The sequence below is a fragment of the Marinoscillum furvescens DSM 4134 genome, from assembly GCF_003386095.1.
GTDB classification, from domain to species: Bacteria; Bacteroidota; Bacteroidia; order Cytophagales; family Cyclobacteriaceae; genus Marinoscillum; species Marinoscillum furvescens.
Genome location: NZ_QREG01000001.1, coordinates 541344 through 560308 on the forward strand (window position 1 = coordinate 541344; position 18965 = coordinate 560308).

At 45.6% G+C, this 18965-nt stretch carries 11 protein-coding genes; all 11 read right to left on the minus strand.

Annotated elements, in window-relative coordinates; genetic code table 11:
- Nucleotides 1-38 precede the first annotated feature (38 nt).
- Genes sov through C7460_RS02525 form a run of 11 tightly spaced genes read right to left on the minus strand, consistent with a single transcriptional unit; the run spans nt 39 to nt 18961 of the window.
- Nucleotides 39-7187 carry a T9SS outer membrane translocon Sov/SprA gene (sov, locus tag C7460_RS02475; RefSeq protein ID WP_245986146.1) on the minus strand — a complete coding sequence of 2383 codons (7149 nt, stop codon included), beginning with the start codon at nt 7185-7187 and terminating at the stop codon, nt 39-41.
- A 13-nt stretch (nt 7188-7200) separates the two neighbouring features.
- Nucleotides 7201-7794, minus strand: a complete 594-nt coding sequence (gene ruvA, locus C7460_RS02480) for a Holliday junction branch migration protein RuvA (protein ID WP_115866470.1) — start codon at nt 7792-7794, stop codon at nt 7201-7203.
- Nucleotides 7791-10085, minus strand: coding sequence for an NADP-dependent malic enzyme (locus C7460_RS02485; protein WP_115866471.1), 2295 nt, complete (start codon nt 10083-10085; stop codon nt 7791-7793). Before C7460_RS02485 ends, ruvA begins: the two co-directional genes overlap by 4 nt.
- 24 nt (nt 10086-10109) lie before the next feature.
- Nucleotides 10110-11189: a DUF4837 family protein gene (locus C7460_RS02490; RefSeq protein WP_115866472.1), complete on the minus strand. Its 1080-nt coding sequence runs from the start codon at nt 11187-11189 to the stop codon at nt 10110-10112.
- Nucleotides 11190-11245: 56 nt separating this feature from the next.
- Nucleotides 11246-12598: a lytic transglycosylase domain-containing protein gene (locus C7460_RS02495; RefSeq protein ID WP_170147853.1), complete on the minus strand. Its 1353-nt coding sequence runs from the start codon at nt 12596-12598 to the stop codon at nt 11246-11248.
- Between the two features lie 27 nt (nt 12599-12625).
- Nucleotides 12626-14050, minus strand: a complete 1425-nt coding sequence (gene gatA / locus C7460_RS02500; RefSeq protein WP_115866474.1) for an Asp-tRNA(Asn)/Glu-tRNA(Gln) amidotransferase subunit GatA — start codon at nt 14048-14050, stop codon at nt 12626-12628.
- A gap of 3 nt (nt 14051-14053) precedes the next feature.
- Nucleotides 14054-14269, minus strand: coding sequence for a Sec-independent protein translocase subunit TatA/TatB (locus tag C7460_RS02505; protein ID WP_115866475.1), 216 nt, complete (start codon nt 14267-14269; stop codon nt 14054-14056).
- Between the two features lie 57 nt (nt 14270-14326).
- Entirely contained in the window at nt 14327-15520 is a 1194-nt protein-coding gene (locus C7460_RS02510; RefSeq protein WP_170147854.1) for a murein hydrolase activator EnvC family protein, read from the minus strand.
- On the minus strand, nt 15507-16250 hold the full coding sequence (locus C7460_RS02515; protein WP_115866477.1) for a DUF4292 domain-containing protein: 744 nt from the start codon (nt 16248-16250) through the stop codon (nt 15507-15509). Before C7460_RS02515 ends, C7460_RS02510 begins: the two co-directional genes overlap by 14 nt.
- A complete protein-coding gene (locus C7460_RS02520; RefSeq protein ID WP_115866478.1) occupies nt 16243-17955 on the minus strand; it encodes a tetratricopeptide repeat protein in 1713 nt (570 codons plus the stop codon). Before C7460_RS02520 ends, C7460_RS02515 begins: the two co-directional genes overlap by 8 nt.
- A gap of 4 nt (nt 17956-17959) precedes the next feature.
- Nucleotides 17960-18961 carry a sugar phosphate nucleotidyltransferase gene (locus tag C7460_RS02525; RefSeq protein WP_115866479.1) on the minus strand — a complete coding sequence of 334 codons (1002 nt, stop codon included), beginning with the start codon at nt 18959-18961 and terminating at the stop codon, nt 17960-17962.
- Between the last annotated feature and the right edge of the window lie 4 nt (nt 18962-18965).

The following is an 18965-nucleotide window of genomic DNA, read 5'->3' on the forward strand; positions in this document are numbered from 1 at the left end:
TTTGAGGCCCAAAAATACTTAAAGTTGTGTGTTCCTCATTATTGAGTAAGACTAAATCTTAGCTGAGTGCCAATCGCTGTAGTAGCTGTTTTGAATGAGCTGATCTTCGGCTCGTTTACACTCCTCTCAAAGTAGAACGAAAGATCAAGCTGATCGTTGATCTTGTAAGTAAAAGATGGTCGAAACTGGAAATTGGTATTACCATTGGTCACCTTACTCTCCCCTTCGAGTTTTCGCTGAATCGTCTCAGAATCCCTAATAGTGAGGCTTACGCGCATTGTTACGGCATTGTCCAGCGTAATTGTTCTTCCCTGTATTTTAAAAGGCAACTTGAATTCATCATTGGTGTAACCAAAATCTAAGGTCACATCATTGCTAGTTGTCTCTGTGATTTGGGAGTTAGAAACGTTTAGGGATAGTGTACGCTCTTTTTTATACTCGAGGCGAGTGGAGATATCTTTCTTAGTTCGGAAATTCACACCAATCAGCGGCATAAATTGCTCCGAAATGGTAACCTGATTGAGGATATACACTGGAACAAAGCGCCCCGAGTCATTCGTCTGGGTGGCCTGAGGGTAGTCCAAAATACTGTTATCGAGTGTAACGCTCAAATCTTGCCCTAGCTGATCACCGTATTGGCTGATGTTGAAGTTGTAATCATTGATACTATACATAGACCGATAGCCGTGCGACAAGGTGATGGAGCTAAACAGCTCGGCGAAAAGTGGGATTTTGGACAAGCCATTATAGTCTACACGCCATCCCGGAAGAGGGATTTTCGGAAATGGATTTAGGTCTATGCTCCCAGCATCGCTTCCCGAATAGGCTGAAATAAAAGCCGGCACCAATACATCTTGTGATAGAGAATCATAAAACCCATTTTCACCATTTATTCGGTTTTGGCGCTGACGTATCGTCTCCACATTTTGCCTGAAAGCATCAAAGGTCTCCGAGGTGTTATTCGCGCCTTTTTCATCAAATGCTGTTTTGATCGACATAAAGGAGATGTTGTAGCTTCCTTTTCGGGCGGGCGTAAGCGAACGGTAGCCGTTGTTGTCAGGCTCGTTTTCATCATACCTAAAAATCTCTTGAAAGGTCGCGTTATTGGTCCGCGAAGCATCCAATTGGATCTTGAAGTCCTTGGCTGGCTCAATGGAGGCACGAATACCCAGGTCTTCACTATATGTCTGTACAAAAGGTGTAGTCAGCTGCTGACTTTTCGTAAGCCAACCATTCCTGGCGGCCTTAAATCGTATGTCAGGATCCTGCTGACCAAGCAAAAATCCCCAACCCGGGGAGTTCCAGCTACTATCCATCCCCATTAAAAAGGGTTCGTTCATAAAGCCAGACAAAGAAGTGCTCTCTCTGATGTTATAAGTCATGTTGATATTGCGCACTGCCATCAACGTTCTTAGGAAAATCTTGCCTGGGTTAAAATTGCTAGACTCTGATTCTTCATCGTCATTGCGTTGCCTTCTTCGTTGAGGTGTATTGATCTGCTTGAGGAAGTCTATTTTGTTATAAAGCTTCACCAGATCTACTTTCCCAGAAACGCCCCGGTCTCTGCGGTTTTCAATCGTATGCCCAAAGAAAAATCCCAGGGTGTCGTTTTGATCCAGTGAGCCTGCAGTCCAGTTGTAGCCCACCGCATACTTAAGATCCGCGCTTAACCAGTCAGTTAGTGGCAGCTTGTCGAGCGGTGTTTTATAAGTAGCAGAAATGTCCTGAGTGAAATTCTTCATCCTTCCCAGGCTTTTGATTTCCTCCCAGATATACTGCCTTTCCTCCTGAGAGTCGATATCCCCTTCTATTGGAGTGCTGTCTTCGATCTCATCTATTACCGCATTGGCTCTGGCGCTGTAGTCGAGGTTTAGGCTTTTGAAGAGGTTCCAGCGCAAGCTGTAGTTTCTGTTGAAAGTAAAAAGCCTTTCGTAATACTCATCTCCATACATTGGGTTGAGCTCGTCATCATACAGACGTGTCATCCTGAAGTTACGATTGAGATCACCACGTACCGAAACGCTATTGGGCAGCAAAGAAAGGTTAAGGTCTTTGATCAACTTTAAGTAAGGACTACTAAAAAGCTCGCCTTTCGCAAATGGCTCTATCACCAATGGCTGCGGCGAGTAATTGTACCCCACACCCGCACTTACACTTTTTTGCAAATAAGTTTCTGTATTGACATTGCTGGTGGTCACATCACTGTATGCGTAAGAAAACGAAAGGTTTTCTATATCGAAGAAGTGACGGTTGGCATCTTGATTTACTTTTTCTTTTCGAACGTTGGTAAAGTTGATACTACGCCGCTCTGACCGCTCCTCTACAATTCTACGGTATTGATCTCGCTCTTCGGGCGAGTCGAAAGCTTCTAATGATGCTTCGAGAGGAATATCAGGATCCAGAGGATCAAACTGAGGGATTTTTCTTGAGCGCTCCAAGCTCACGAACATCGGCACTTTCAGACCGGTTTTTTCTGGCAACAGAAACTTATCCACGTTTACATTGGCAGACAAGTCATACTGTGTCATCTCATAGCGGGTGCGCTGCTGGATGGTCTGCTGCAAGTTTCCAAAGCCTATAGAAGTATACCGCGTAGATGCATTGATGGTGGCCACGTCGGCCAGTTTTGTACTTAGGCGTGCATTGGCCGCCCAGCCTTTGTTGGAATCAAAGTCTGTCACGCGAAGTTCATTGGCCCAGAGGCATACTGATTTCGGCGACCGATCTTCAGACTCAGGATTGCGCACCCCGATCATCAGAACCTGTACCGAACTAATATCTGGGCGCCCTTTTACCGTAAAGCGATACCGCCGGTCGTTGGACATGGTGGTATAAGGTATACGCTCGTTGAAGTTGGCACGATTCCGCTCAGATTTGATCCCAAGCAGTTCATTAATGGATACGTCGATTTCATTGAGCTCTGGCCACACCTCACTGGCACCATTAGCTCCGGGTGGCGTCACTTTTAGTGGCACTTCTATTTCATAGTAGTTTTCTGTATGATCCGTACCAAATCGCACAAACCCATAAACCTCATCATCTGCCAGGGCTTTGTAGTTGTGCGCCTGTGCATGCAAAAACATCTGTAGTCTGCCGTAGTTGATCAGGTCTATTGTCACATTTTTGAATACCGCACGAGCATCGTTTTCTTCCAGGTCAGCCACACAAATCTGTAAAGATTGCTCGTTTACACGACGGTTAACGATGGTGGTGTTGTCTCGGTCTCGATTGATTCCCGGTGGTACTACATAAGGGTAATCCCCGGTACTGTTTTCTTCCACATTGACTACCGACACATTAAAATCGGAATAGGAGGTTTCAGGAATTTCATTCAACCCTGGAGAGTTGAGGGCTTCCTGGTATTTTCTCCACTGACTACCTACAAGTTGAAATTTACCCATTCGCAGCACCACTGGTTGAGAAAAATCCGTGAGGTACATTCTTAAGTATCGGATGGTCTTAAACCCACTTATACCGCCATATACCCGATCAGGATTTCGGATCGGAATACGGAAAAGGTACCAGTTAGCACCATTGATCCCTTCCTGAATATCTACGATATGATTCTCTCCGACTACAAGCTTGTCTGGCCGTAGGTCTAATTTGTACTCGTAGTATTCCTCCAGGTCGGAAATAGTATTGTCCTGATTAAGATCCTCATTGTCTGGTGTAGTAGTAGATGCCTGAATGATGCTGTTCCCGGAATTTACCGGGGAGTTGCCGTCCAGCCCATTGAAATTTTTGTACCGCTCGAGGATACCTGCATCCTGCGCATCATAATCACTTCCCAGAAAGTAGCGAAAGTTATCTGCAGAGGGATCCTGCTCCATGGCTGCTCGTGCCGATTGCGGGATTTGGTTCAGGAAATCCTGAAAGTAACTACGCTCATCTTCATCTGTGAGCCCTTCAAGCCCCACATCCTGATTAGCTCGTGCTGCTGCTGAGTTTTCAAAATAGTTAGTCAAAAATGGTTCTGACGGCACACGCCCCCACTCATTGGGGATGACCTGGGTAGTATCACCATCTGCAGGCAGACCGCTTTCAAACGCATGGCGTCCATCAGGAATCACATCTTCAGAGATGCTTCCAAGGTTAAAAATCAGCTCTCCTCCTGTGGTGTTTTGCTCATTGAAAATCCCATCATTCACTACATCCGTGAATGGGTCCATCATCCAAAATTCGAGATACTCTACGTTAGTCTTATCAAAATCCACTTCATTGGTGATCGCTCTTGAGATAGCACCGAAATTAGCTCTTGGATTTTTTAGGAGTCCCTCATCTGTGAGCGTAGGGTCATACTCCAGATCGGGATTGAAATTGTACTGCCCACGCTCTCGCGGAAAGTAGGCGATATCAAAAATATTTTCAGGAGTTACGATTTGGTTGTTGTCACGCTGGCGAAAGATTTCCTGAGGCATGACAGGCCGCACGTAGTTATTTTCCAGCTCATCTTCCGAGATGTTTTCTGGCCTCCGGCTTCCTCCACTTCTATAAAAAACCGATATATCTACGGAGTACCAGGCGATCTTGGCTTTATTGTAATTGGAACGACGACCTGTCTCTTTTGCTCCATACTGATCATTAACCGTCTCTGGTGTAGCACCCAGCTTCCAGCCTGCCCATCCCATCAGGTTGATAGGTGTAACTGCGCTCTCAAAATCATCGATGTAGGAAGTCCCTTTCCCGTCTACCAGATTGGAAGTACCCGGTCGCATCTGAGCAAACTCAGCATTGAAGGTGATGGAAGATGGAGCTTTGGTACTAACCAGCGGTAAAAAATCCATTGCCTTTGTGAGGAAAGGCACCTCATCCTGAAAGTTGATATCAAAGCCGTATTTTGTGTTCTTCGTAGGTTCATCCCCAATAGCAAATCTGGACACTCCTCCCGGCTGTTCGTTGAGGTGTAGTAGGGTGGCCCCAATATTGAAGCGTTCGCTAAATTGATAATCTGCTCGCACACCATACAGCCACCTCGACTGAAAATTGAACAAATCAGCTTTCTCGTAAGCAATATTGATCGTTTTACCAGAGCTCAAAATCCCATCATTGAGAATCCGTACTCGGCCCAGGTTATAGTCCACAGTATAGTCCAACCCTTCGGTGAGCGGTGTGTTCCCAGCCGTAACCACCACAGAATTTTCGGCGATATTGATGCCTGGAAGGGCTATTTCACTGGAAGATCCTGAGTTGAACTTACCCAGAATAAAAAATTTATTCTTAGAAGCCACCTGCTCCGCATCAGCTCTGGTGGTACGGTAGAGGGTGTCGTACACATATTTTTCTTTGAGTGCTACTTCACCGGGTTCGAAGTAACTCTCCAGCGTGGAACCGAAAGGCTCCAGCACAGGGAATATCACATTTCCGTTGCGCTTATCAATGGTAAGTCCTTCTATAAAGTCAAAGTTTCCATCACGCTGTTTATCGTTGTTCTGATTGAGCTGATCGAGTCCCAGAAGTTCTATGAGTGGCTTGTCTTTTGTCTGCCGGCCTTCATGCAAAGAGGGGTTGTCTATACCTGTGGCATCATCACGGTAGTGAATCCTGAGTGTAAACCCATCCCGCTCTATTTGGCTGGCATTGAGGTTATAGATGTTTTTCATCATCAGGTCCCAGGTAGGCACCATGGTATTGATCTTATCCGGGCGCAGCAATTTCAAGAAAACCACCTGATCGTCTGATAAGGCTGAATATTCTTCGGAGAGCTCTCCCACGGTATACACCTGACCATTGTACGAATACTCATAAGCCACCGCAAGCATTTCATCATTTTGAAGCTTTCGCAAAAGCGTGATATAGCCTAGTCGATCATGGTAGACAAACTCATCATCCTCCAGTCTACGAGCTGTTCCTTTCTTTACAAAGTCTGTGCTATTGACAAATCCCCACTCTTGTTCCAGAATATTGGTCACCTGATCATTTTGGCGTAACCTGCCATCAGACTTAAGCGACGCGAAGAGTTCATTGGCGCTATTGTCCGTTGGCACCCTACCCTTCCCAGAACCAACATAGGGATTGCCCTTGCGGTAGATTCTATTACCTTCACCCAAATCCATCAACCCTAGCACCTCACGAGTGGTTCGGGTATCGTTGTTACGGTTGATCACATAGGCTTCCACACGGGTGATATTTACTCCGGAGGTCACTTGAGGAAGGTTTTGCAACCAGCCTTCATAGTTGTTTCTGAAAAAGTGAGATAGGAAGAAATGCCGATTCTCATCGTAATTACTGGCCCTCACTTCAAATTCTTTCCCCTGAAAGCCACTTTCTATGGTTATCACATCACTTTTACCCTGCTGCCGCGACATTACTCCTGTGAGAAATAGCTTCCCGAATTGCAATTGGGTCTTAACTCCAAAAAGTGACTGGGCCCCGGTCATGAGGCTATTGGTCACGGGCATGCTCACATTACCTATTTCAATCTTTTTGACGATATCCTCCTCGTACCCGGTATATTCTACCTTGAGGTTGTTTTGAAAATCGAAGGTATTGTTGTTGTCAAAATTGGCTGTGACGGCAAGCTTTTCCCCTATTTTCCCTACCAGATTAAGTGAAATCTGCTGATCAAAATTAAATCCTCCATTGCGCTGCTGGCGAATGGGAATTGCAGGGTTGTCTACTCGCTGAAAACGACCGCCAAAGTCCAGGTTTACAAAGCCATTGGGCTGTATGTCTACATAGCTTCCGCCAAACAAACGATCAAAAATCGGGCTGATATAAAGTCGTGGTATTAAGCTACGACCACTGACGGCACTTTCTCCATCCAGGCCAGACGAACGTTCTTTGAAATATTCTTTAGTGATGGCTTGATCATTGTAAGCGTCGTACTCTTCAAAGCTCATAGTGGTGACCGGCCGGAAATTCACATCACCGATGCGCTCATATACATTGTAATTCACGGAGGAGTCGAACTCTACCTGAAGATCTACTGAAGAGGGGTCAGATAACTGTAGTGGCGAAGGGCTGGATCGATTAGAAAAGGGATCTCCAAACCTATAGGACGGTTGATACGTAGGAGTCTTTGTAGGCTCATAGGGTGGAATGGTGTCTTGGGGCACCGTATCCTGAGGAGCGGTTTGCTGCTGTATGATGAGCAAAGGCATGGCATGCAGGGACGGGCTGGCTATGGCACACCAGACACAACACAACACTACACCTACCAGTAGTTGTATGTAAGTTCTACTCTTCAAATACTCTTGTCGGTCAGGCTCGTTTTAGAGCGAGTTTTATTAGGTCCTCAAGTTTAATTTGCTGGCCCTGTTGTTTCAAAATAATATCAATACTTTTTTCCGCTGCGGGCTTACTTATTCCCAGAGTGGTTAAAGCGGATAACGCCTCATCGCGCAATGTATTGTTAGCTACAGCCGCAATTTCTACTTGCTTGTCTAGCAGACCTTCTTTTTTCATTTTGTCCTTTAGCTCCAGGACAATTCGTTGGGCGGTCTTCAGACCGATACCTTTTACACCTTGAATGGTTTTTACGTCTTCACTCAGAATGGCACGTTGCAGTTCTTCTGGAGACAAAGAAGAAAGGATCATGAGCCCCGTACTGGGCCCTACACCAGAGATGGATACCAGATCCAAAAAACGTTTCTTTTCGGATTCCTCACTAAACCCAAATAAGGTATGCGCATCTTCCTTGACATGAAGATGCGTATACACTTTAGCTTTATCCTTGTCTTTTAATGCGGAATATGTACTTAAGCTGATCTTGGCTTCATAGCCCAACCCGTTGATGTCCACTACGACATACGTTGGGTCTTTTACTACCAGCTTCCCCTCAAGGTAATTAATCATTTTGCTGAGTTTTCTCTTTTCTCATTGAGCTGTGCATCCACTACGGCTATGGCCACCATATTGAAGATGTCGCGTACACCACTACCTACCTGCAGCACATGTACTGACTTGTTCATCCCCATTAGGACCGGACCGATAGCTTCAGCTCCTCCTAGCTCCATTAGCAGCTTGTAAGCGATGTTGCCAGAATCCAGATCAGGAAAGATAAGGGTATTGGCGGGATTTTCGGCTAGCTCGCTGAAAGGATAATTTTCTTTTAAGAAGTCTTTATTCAATGCAGCATTGGCCTGAATGTCTCCATCGATCACCAGATCTGGCCACTTTTCTTTGGCAAGCTTTACGGCTTTGGCAGCCTTTTCAGGCACCTCCCCTCGGGCGGACCCAAAGTTGGAGTACGAAAGCATGGCCATGCGCGGCTCTGTATCAAAAAATCGAACCACTCGTGCGGTGAGACCTATGATGTCTACAAGCTCTTCTGCTGTAGGGTTTAGGTTTACGGTAGTATCAGCAAAAAAGAAATTGCCTTTGGAATTGCTGATGATATACATTCCTCCAACCCGATTCACGCCTGGCTCTACTCCGATGATCTGAAGGGCTGGAAGGATCGTTTTTGGGTAATCATTGGAAAGCCCAGAGATAAAAGCATCTGCCTCACCTTTTTCTACCATCATGCAGCCGAAATGGTTCCGGCTTCTCATCATGGACTTGCGTGCCATTTTGAGAGTAACTCCTTTGCGCTGACGCTTTTCAAAAAAGGCCTCTGCAAACTCTTCTACCTTTTCCGGCTCCAGATAAGGATCTATCATCTTACAATCGCGCAGACCGTCTAGCTCATGCTCTTCAATGAGCTGATTGATCACGTCTATTTTTCCTAATAGAATAGGAATAGCCACACCTTCATCCAATGACAGCTGAGCAGCTTTTAGGATATTCACATCATCAGACTCAGCAAAAACCACTCGCTTAGGGTTTCTCCGTGCACGAGTAATGATCCGTGAAATCAAGCGCTGATCGATACCGATGCGCTCTTCTAGCTCCAGCTTGTACTGCTCCCAGTCCTCGATGGTATTGCGCGCCACTCCGGTATCTATAGCTGCTTTGGCTACTGCCGGCGAGATGGTAGTGATCAGCCTCGGATCCAGTGGCTTTGGGATGAGGTATTCTTTACTAAACTTAATATTTCTCTGACCATAGGCTTTTAGCACCATCTCTGGCACTGCCTGCTTGGCCAGGTCAGCTATGGCATTTACAGCAGCCAACTTCATTTCTTCATTGATGGCTGTGGCACGTACGTCCAGTGCTCCTCTGAAGATGTATGGAAAACCTAAGACGTTGTTTACCTGATTGGGATGATCTGATCGACCTGTTGCCATGATAATGTCATCGCGCGTTTCCATAGCCAAATCATAGGCTATTTCCGGGTCTGGGTTAGAAAGCGCAAAAACAATAGGGTCTTTAGCCATTTTCTTTAAAGATTCAGGCTTTAAGATATTTCCTATAGAAAGGCCTAAAAACACATCTGCATCTTGCATGGCATCCTCGAGCGTATCCACATCCTCACGATCAGTAGCGTATCGCGCTTTCGTTTCGTCCAGATTTCCTCGAGATTTTTTGATGACTCCCTTGCTATCAGTCATCAGGATGTTTTCTTTGGTGACTCCCATAGACACATACAGGTCCGCACATGCTATAGCTGCTGCACCTGCACCACTCACCACTACCTTTACCTCCTCTATCTTCTTGCCGTTGATCTCCAGTGCGTTGATGAGGGCCGCAGATGAAATGATGGCCGTACCGTGCTGATCATCGTGCATCACTGGGATATTCATTTTCTCCCGCAGCTCACGCTCGATCTTGAAACTTTCAGGCGCCTTGATGTCCTCAAGGTTGATACCTCCAAAGGTAGGCTCCAGGCTTTTTACGATTTCAATGAATTTATCCGGGTCGGTTTCATCTATCTCTATGTCAAACACATCGATGCCTGCAAATTTCTTAAACAGCACACCTTTGCCCTCCATCACTGGTTTGGAGGCTTCAGGCCCAATGTTTCCCAGACCTAGCACGGCTGTACCATTGGAGATTACTCCTACGAGATTACCTTTAGCTGTATAGCGATATACTTTTTCTCTGTCCTCCGCTATGTCTTTGCAGGGCTCTGCCACTCCCGGTGAATAGGCCAATGCCAGGTCATGCTGACTGCTAAGGGGTTTTGTTGGGGTTACTTCGATTTTACCGGCCGGACGGGCCTCATGAAAGTCCAGTGCTTCCTTTCTTCTAACTTTAGCACACATAAGGTTAGGGTTTTATTGTTTTATTCAGGATGGGTTTTCCTGAGTGTTTGAATCTATTTTAAATGTAGAAATGATCGCTTCTACTTCGCGTATCAATTGTTTTTTCTTTCCGGCAGGATTGTAAACATAGCCCTCCACATAATAAAGCGTCTGACTTGCCTCATCCACCACAGTATAGCTCACATAGGGTCCTCCCGCCGAATTGTCACTTACTTTCCATAGCCCTCTGGCTTCTACTGCAAATCGGTCATTGAAAGTAACTCTTTCTGTGAAAATCGGCACTACCTGCTGTCTGGCAATGTGAAGTTGAGGTTTTTCTGAATCGCGCAAGTACGTGGATGTGATTTCATCTCTCAGTTCGTCTACCTTATTAAAAACTCCTCGATCATTATACGGTCGTTCATGAATTATAATGTTGAGTTCGGATTCTTTTTCAAGTTTTCTAAGCCATACAAAGTCCTTCAGGTTTTTGGCCAGATCATAACCAAACGGAATCTCCATCGTGTAAGCATGGTCCTCTGCGATAGCTTTTTCAAGCTGATCTTTAGATTTGGCAAGGACTTTTTCCCTTGTACGCTGCCTCACGGCAGACTCAAACAGCTCGATTAGACGAGACCTGTTGTCTTTTATCTTTTCCAGCAGTTGCTCTTCATTCTGTCCAAACAAATACAAGACTATTTGGCCTTTGGCAAACTCATCTCTACGAACAGTATAAAACAACGAACTGTCCTGTTGGATCATTTTCAGCGAATTGTCCGTAAAGTACTCTCTAATCGTAGTGCTTTCGAGGCCTTTTTTATCAAGCGTCATGACAAAGATCATGTTTTTGGCATGCTTGAAGACGTCATTCAACTTTCTCGGGTTTACCTTGTTGAGGGAAAACTTTGGCTCATCCTGTGGCAGGCCACGCATGTACTGGCGGTACATGTCTCGCATCTGATCCCCCAGATCTGTGGCCCAGTGCGCCGAGTCGATCACCAGGATTATTTCATCAGCCTCACCACGCGCCAACGGCATAAAATCTTTTTTGACTTTATCGGTTGTGCTTTTACAGGCAATTAGAGTGGACAGACAAAAAACAGTCAGCAGGAATGTAATTCTCATGGCAATTCTGGGTTTGTTCGTAAAGGTTATTAAAGGCAACTTTAATACCAACGAATTTACTGTGAAGATATGATAAGTTGCTGACCCGGCTTTATGGTATTGCCCTTCAGGTTGTTCAGGGATTTGAGCTGCTCTATAGATAGGCCAGCGTATTTGTTGGCAATATCCCACAGTGTATCGCCTGGCTGCACATAGTATACCTTCTGCCCGGGCAATGGTTTGGGCTTATTGACATCTCTTGCTGAGGAAGTGTAGAGGTCTTTGGTACTGCTACTGTAGGTAGGCATCACCCAGACATTGAGCCTTTGGCCTACTCTTATCATGTTGCCACGAATGTTGTTCCAGGCACGAAGGTCTGAGACTCGCACATGATAACGCTGTGCGATGGTGCCCAGCACATCGCCACTCCGAACGCGATAGATTTGTTTGATTCGGCCATAGGTACTACCCGGGGTGTTTCTTGCCAGATATTCTAGTTGAGCCTTTCCCACTCTACCGGCAGTATCGTACAACACCGCCCGATTGGCCACTATAGTATCTTTCAGGTCGGCAGGAATACGTAGCGCAAAATTTTTGGTGCCCTCAGGCAATGCCCCTCGCTTGATGTTTGGGTTTAATGCAAGCAAGTCATCCAGGCAGACGTTGAGCTGACGAGCAAAAGTCTCCAAATGAAAGTACTGGCTGACCATAACCGTATCAAACCGGGGCATTATTTCCTTATGTTCTGGAAGGAGGTTGTGCTCCGCAGCATAATTTACGGTGTACATGATGGCAACAAACTGAGGCACATACGACCTGGTTTCGCGAGGTAGGTATCGGTAAATGTCCCAAAATTTCTTTTTATAACCACTTCTGCGAATTGCTTTGCGGACGTTGCCTGGGCCACAATTGTATGCTGCCAGTGCTAACTCCCAGTCGTTAAACATGCTATGAAGGTCCCGCAAATGCCTTGCAGCGGCATCTGTGGAAGCAAAGGGATCCATACGATCGTCCAGGTACCAGTCATTCTTCAATCCATACATCTTGCCCGTAGAAGACATAAACTGCCATAGTCCTACAGCGTTGGCATGTGAGATGGCGTTGGCTCGCAAACCTGACTCCACGATGGAGAGGTACTTGAGTTCGTCAGGCAGGTCATATTTGGCCAGAGTTTCCTCAAAAATGGGAAAATACAAATCAATTTTACTCAGCACATTTCGAGTATAGGCTCGATCACGAATCGTGAAGTAATCGATAAAGGCCTTAACCTTTTCATTGTAGCCAAGCGGCACTTCACCTTCAATACTATCGATTCGAGCCCCTATTTCTTCGTAGGTGAAGTCAGGGATGTAATCGTAGGCGATATCCGGACGCTGAGCATTCGCTGCGATACCGATAAGCACCAAAACTCCTGAGAGTATTTGTTTCATACCTGTCATAACACGAAAACTGTCAGATTAATTTTCCAAAAGGTAATTGCTGAAGGCTAACAGCTTAGCTTCATCAAATGCCTTAGTGATCAGCTGCAGTCCTATGGACATGCCATCCTGATCTCTACCCACAGGCACAGAAATAGCTGGCACCCCTGCTACTGAAGCTTGTACGGTAAACAAGTCAGCAAGGTACATTTCCATGGAGTTTTCTGTTTTGGCGCCGAGCTCAAACGCCGTGGTTGGCGCTGTTGGCATGGCCACAAAATCATAATTCTCCAAAAGTTCATTTAGCGCACTTTGGATCATGCGGCGCACCTTTTGTGCCTTGAGATAATAGGCATCATGATAGCTTGCAGATAACACTGCCGTTCCTAGCAGTATTCTCTTAAGTACCTCCTCACCAAAACCTTCGGCACGAGATTTTTTATACATCTCTTCCAGGTTTTTAGCTTCTGTACTCCGGTGCCCAAAGCGCACACCATCATAGCGAGACAAGTTTGAACTAGCCTCAGCAGTGGTAAGAATGTAGTAAGTAGGAAGGGCATACTCCATGAGTGGAAATGAAACCTCCTCTACAGTATGACCATCTGCCTTGAGTGCTTCAATTTTAGAAAGAAATGCTTCTTTCACATCTCCATTAAGCGCATCGTTATCGATGGTCTCTTTGATATAGGCAATTTTCTTTTTGCTCGAAACCTCTAGCTGCTGCGAATAGGCTGGTACGACCTGTCGTGACACAGTGCTGTCATTAGCGTCTTCACCGGCGATTACTTCCATAACGAGGGCCATATCTGCTACATGATGTGCAAATACCCCTATGGTGTCAAACGTGCTGGCATATGCCGCCAGGCCATGACGAGAAATGCGACTGTAAGTAGGTTTCAGCCCTAGAATGCCGCAAAATGAGGCCGGCTGACGTACACTTCCACCGGTGTCCGTGCCTAGTGATACCGCACACATATCCGCCTGAACTGCTACTGCAGATCCTCCTGATGACCCTCCGGGCACTCTGTTGGGATTATCGGCATTGCGTACGGGACCAAATGCCGAATTCTCGTTAGAGGAACCCATTGCAAACTCATCACAATTATTGCGACCTATGATGATAGCGTCTTCATCCAGCAAACGCTGAACTGCTGTAGCGTTAAACTGAGACTCGAATCCATTGAGGATTTCTGACCCACACTGCAAGGGATGATCCTGATAACATAGGACGTCTTTGATAGAAACTACCATACCGGCAAGTTTGCCGGCTGAGCCAGCTTGCAATTTACCATCTACCAGAGCTGCTCGCTCTAAAGCCTCCTCATCATATACAGACAATAAGGCATTGAGCTCAGAGTTTTTAGCCCGGATATTTTGCAGGTAATGCTCTACTACCTGGACGCAGGTAAGCGAACCGTCAGTAAGCTGCCGGCTGATTTCAGCAAAGGAGGAGTGAGAACGCAAACTTTAGTTCTTTTTAGAGTCGTCTGAAGAAGTGGATTTAGCGCTTTCGTCTATTTCAGTCTTGATCTCTTTGGTAGCATCTTTAAATTCACGAATGCCTTTACCCATGCCTCTGGCGATTTCAGGTATTTTCTTCGCTCCGAAAAAGATGATCACGAACAAAATGATCACGATCAATTCCCATCCACCTGGCATTCCAAATGCTAACACCGTATTCATAATTGATTGCTTTTAAAATATTTTCAAAGATAGCTATAAAACGTTCCTACGAAAAAATCATTTCGGAGAAAGCCATTTTTCTGGATCAAGTTTGGCGTAGTTTTTCCAAACTTCAAAATGAACTTCGGAAACTCCGTCCTTATCTGTATGCACTGAGCCTATGGCCTGATCTTTCTTAACCACGTTGCCTTTCTTCACATTGACCTCCCTGAGCCTCGAATATACGGTATAGTATTCACCATGCTGTAAGATGACCACATTGTACATGCCTGGCACATAAGCGATCTGAATCACCTTGCCATCGTACACACTTTTTACCTGCTCACCCTTTTGAGTTTGAATGTCCACTCCAGGGTTGTCCTGGATGATTCCTTTCATTACCGGGTGCGGATGTTTGCCAAACTTAGAAGAAATAAAGCCCGAACTCACCGGCCAGGCCAGTTTGTTTTTATTGGCCTCAAAAGATGCTGAAACCTCCTCCTCATCTGCAATGGCACTAGACGACAGGGTCTTGGACCGCTCCAGTTCTTTTCTCACAATTTCTGCGATTAGATTGTCCAGACGCTCCACTGCCTTTTTCCTGTTGGCCAGTTCTTTTTGTAGTTCTTTTTCTTTCTTGGTTAGCTCCTGTACCAGGTTGCTCTGTTTGGATTTGAGGCGAATGAGTTTCCTGTTTTCTGCTAGCTGCTGATCGAGCAAAGTTCTTTGCTCCGCTCTTTTTATCTCCACTTTGCCCCGCTGATCTTCGAGCTCCCGGCTCACTTCTTCAATCTGCCGCACTTGTATTTTCCGAGCATCTGCATACTGCTCCAGGTACTTTAGTCTCATAAAAAGCTGGTTAAACGTACGCGCAGAAAATAGAAAGGTGAGTTTGGAATATCCCTGATTTGCCTTATAGCTGCTGTAAATCATGGCCGCATATTCTTCCTTAAGACGCTTCAAGTCGGCTTGCAATGCTCTTACGATAATATTGAGGTCGGAAATTTCACCGTCTAGCAAGGATATCTCCTGATTTAGTGAGCTTATAAGCCCTTCACGTGCAGCTATCTGTTGATTGAGTGCCCGCAACTGACCAAGCGTTGCCTTCTTCTCCGATTCAGTGTCACTGAGAATTTTTTCCGCCTCAGCTATCTTGCTCAGGTTTTCACGCTTCTCCTGCTCTAGCTGAGACTTGGTCTTTTGTGCATGTAAGGAAGTTGAAAAAATGAGCAATAGCAGCCCCAGGGCTTTACACCAACTATTTACGCTCATATCGCTGTGGCACATTAAACGGAAATTTCAATGGTTTCTTTTCGATGGACGTCTGCTTGTAGGCAATCTGCACTTCGGTGTTGCCTTTTTCTTTACTAGTAGTCAGCTTGGCCATGATCTGATAAGGGAAGACTTCCTCCTCTACCAGCTGAAAATCACTGTAATTTACAGAAAATGAATTATTAGAAACTGTATCCCGCACCTGTACCTTTTCCAGCTTCATGGTCTTAGCACCTATAAAGTTTTCAAACGCAAATGGACCGTGCTGTTGCCGGTAGGTGTATGCCTGTGGTGAGCGTACGACTCGTTCTTTGTCATACGGATAAATGAGGTTGCCCAGGATGGCAGACTGCACCAGCTGATAGTTGAGCTCAAAGTCAAATTTTTCACTAAGATCCGCAAAGTGGTACTGCATGTACTGCTTATTTACTTTATCGATAACCGCCACGGAATCCGTGGTGATTAGCACACGGGCCACTTCTATGCCTAGCCCGGGAGACAAAGACATCCAAATGACACTGTCCCGCTGAATGCGAATATTAGCACTCCCAGAAAGGCTATTTTTTTCTGACTCAAAGTCAATTTTAGCTTTGGCCGACAAGTAGTCGAACTCTACATCGTCTACCACGAGTGTCTTGCCATTTCTATCAAAGATATCCGACAACTTCTTATTACAACCTGCCAGCAAAACTACCGTCAGCACCAGCAAAGTCCTCACCAGACTACTCATACAATTTTCTGTCTGCAATTTTCTTTTCTATCTGTTTAGAAGCCTCATTGGTCTGTAGTGCACGCTTCCATTGTGCTACCGCCTCATCTATTTTGCCAAGTTGAAAGAGCACATCACCGTAGTGTTCTATCACTGTACCATCTTCTTGCATGTTGGCAGCTTTTCGCAAATAAACTAAAGCTTCTTCGAATTTACCTAGTGTATAAAGCACCCATCCATGCGTATCCAGATAGGTAGGGTTTTCAGGGTGAGCCTCAACCAACCTCGTGGACATTGCCAGAGCCTTTTCCATTTTTTCCTCTCTGAGGCTGAGGAAATAGCTGTAATTATTCAGCACATGGTCATTGTCGGGATTTGCTTTGAGCGCCTGCTCATAGGCAGCGTAGGATTTTTCATATTGCTTCATGCTATTGTAAGCATCACCCATCTGCCCATAGAATATCGTGAGCAAGCCAGGCTCAGTGGCAAATCTTTTTCCCTGATCCAGAATTTGTACGGATTTACGATAATCCTTTTTGATCAGATATCCAGTGCCTGCAAAGTAATACAGCGCTGCCTGATTCGGGAAATACTCTAAGGCTGTTTCCGCGTGAACAATCACACTGTCGTACTGATTGAGTGATGCTTCCAGATTTAGAATATTTTGCCATACACCAAAATTCCCCGGATCAATGCTCACAGCACGAAGGTAGTAGTCACGGGCCTCTTCCTTTTGCTCTAGGCGAAACATTACATCCCCAGAAAATGCCAGCACTTCATATTGCTCAGGGTACTGCGACACCATTTTCTTTGTCAACTCAGTAATCGCCGCAAACTCCTCTGGAGTCACCACATAGTCGAGAAAGTTATTGAGAACCGAAAGTTTGGCTTTATAGTCCACCTTCGGTGAATCGAATGTGCTCATGGCCAGGTTAATGGCACGAGGGGTATCGCCTTCCAGCAGTGCTATTTCACTTAAAAGCAAATCTGCATGCTTGCTGTTGTTGAGAGTCTGCAGTCTTTCTTTAGCTTCTTCCAAACGATTGTTGGCGATCAAAAACTCGCACAGTTCAATGATATAGCGGTCCTGCCCCGGGTTTTCACCAATGAGCTTGTCCCAATCGGCAATCAAAGCATCGAAATCTTTGTCTTTCAAGTAGATCTTCTGCTTTTCGCGAAGCACCATTTCGTTCATGCCAAACACTTCCTCCGCACGGCGGTAGGTCGCCAGCGCTTTTTCGTTTTGTCCCTGATACTGATAAATGATCGCCAGGTCAAACAAATAAGTCTCTGTACCCGGAATATGGTCTATCATTTGCTGATAAATCCGGGCGGCTTCCTCATAATTGGAAAGCGATTTCTGAACCTCTGCAGCTAGCAGCAAATAATATTTATTACCCCCATCAAGCTGCATGGCTTTTGTGGCATAAGGCAGTGCGAGCTGGCTATCTCCATTCTTAGTAAGAATTTCAGCGATTTTAAAATTGACCACCGCATTGCTGGGGTCTATCTCCAAAGCTTCCTTAAAAAGCTCCAGAGCTTTGTAGTAATTTTCTAGAATATGCTCCCGCTCAGCATCTATCAGGATCATTTCGAGCTTCAGGGCATCACTTTCAGAAAGCTCCGTGACATCCAAAGGCTCAAATTTTTCTTTCTTTGACTTTTTTCTTTGCGCCTCAGCGAGGCTGGCAAAGAGTAGCAATATGACTAAGCAGGCTATTCTCATCCCATCATTTCTTCCATTCCGAAAAATCCCCAAGACTTACGTCCTCTGGGGCAGACTCCATGTTAACGTGGTTACCAATCATCGAGTTTTGTAGATTCACACCTTTTAACGTACTGTCTGATTGTATCAACGCATCCTGAATGCGGCTATCTGACACCTTAGAACCAGCACCTAAAGATACCCCAGGGCCGATGACCGAGTTTGTAACCTCCACACCGTCGCCAATAAATACCGGAGGAATCACCACGCTATCTTTAACGATGGCAGACTCAGAAATGATATTCTTTCCAAGAAATCCAAGGTACCGACTGTTTGACTCCACGGTTACACGTTTATTTCCACAATCTAACCACGCGTCTACCGCACCAGTGGTAAACTTCACCCCGTCCTGCTTTAGATTTTCCAGGGCAGTAGTGAGCTGGTATTCGCCACCAGCACGCACGTCATTGTCTATTATATAATCTAGCTGCTCACGAAGCTTTTCTCCTTCTTTGAAATAATATATACCTATGATAGCCAGGGCTGAAACAGGCTCTTTTGGCTTCTCTACAAACTCTGTAATGACTCCATCCTGATCCAGGTTCACTACTCCATAAGCGCTCGGGTCATCCACTTGTTTTACCCAAATAATGCCTCCGTCTTCCGTATTGAGTTTAAAGTTAGCCTTAAACAAAGTATCCGAAAATGCCACGGTCACCTTGCCCTGCATAATCTCTCGGGCACAATGTACTGCATGAGCAGTACCCAAAGCCTCCTCTTGATAAAAAATATACCCCCTGGCTCCTACTGCTTCGGCTATTTGCAGCAGTTCTTTTTCGGTTTCCTCACCAAAATCTCCTACTACAAACCCTATCTTCTCAATGGGCTCTGGAGTCACAGCAGCAATATCTTCTACCAGTCGCTGTACAATCGGTTTTCCAGCAATGGGGATTAAGGGCTTTGGTACAGTAAGTGTATGCGGGCGCAAGCGTTTGCCTTTGCCAGCCATAGGCACTATTAAGTTCATAAGT